General features: G+C 55.1%; 1 protein-coding gene. It reads left to right on the top strand.

Annotated elements, in window-relative coordinates:
- Positions 1-137 precede the first annotated feature (137 nt).
- A complete protein-coding gene (locus HH302_RS22230; RefSeq protein ID WP_172205425.1) occupies positions 138-710 on the top strand; it encodes a hypothetical protein in 573 nt (190 codons plus the stop codon).
- Positions 711-847: the final 137 nt, after the last annotated feature.

Consider the following 847-nt stretch of genomic DNA (forward strand, 5'->3'; position numbering starts at 1 on the left):
AAACCTTGGGACTACCCAGCCTTGCGCCACGGTAGGAATTCAATTCATCGAACCGCCGGATACGTGACCCGTACGTCCGGTGGTGTGGGAGGGAGGGGCCGCGAGGTTCCTTCCTATCCCGATTAGGGCTTTTCGCCATGAAACGACTAATCCCCTTACTCGTCGCCTCAACTGTCGTTACCTCTTGCGCCGCGGCCCTAGTTCCCGAGTCCAGCGACCCGAAGGTCAAACTAGCTCAGGCCGTTGAATTGGCTAAACAACAGCGCCCCATTCCTGCTGAGCGTTTGATTCGCGAAGCGATGGAACTATCGAAGGAGAGGAATGACACCAAGGGTCTGGCAGAGGCCAAAATCTACTATGGCATTTTGCTATATTCGCAACCGTATCGAGCGTACGAGAGATACTGGTCAAAGAATGGAACGTACGACCCAACATACGGAACCGCGATTTCATATATTGAGAACGCTAGAACGCTCTATCGCGACATTGACGACCCTGAGGGCCAGCGATATGCCGCCTTCCAGCTCGTTTACCCATATCTAATGTCTGGCGACACCAAGGCCGCATGCGCAATGATCGAAGAAAGCGCGAGACAGGACGAGGAGGCACACAAGCGGTTCCCAAATCGAACGGCCATCATCCAAATACCCGGGTACAAGACTTGGGCTGAATGGACCGCTGCGGCACGCAAGGACGCAAAGTGTGACTAGCCTCGATGGCCCTAACAGTGCAGTCAACCGGACACCAAACTGCTGCGCAGTTTGGTTCCCTCCGCTGCGCTCCGGTGCCGGTTACTTTCAACTACAAGGGCTTCCCCAGTAGTCAAGGCGAACTGATCCAACGGCCA

Origin of the sequence: Niveibacterium sp. COAC-50 (genome assembly GCF_013184235.1) — a bacterium.
Lineage (GTDB): Bacteria > Pseudomonadota > Gammaproteobacteria > Burkholderiales > Rhodocyclaceae > Niveibacterium > Niveibacterium microcysteis.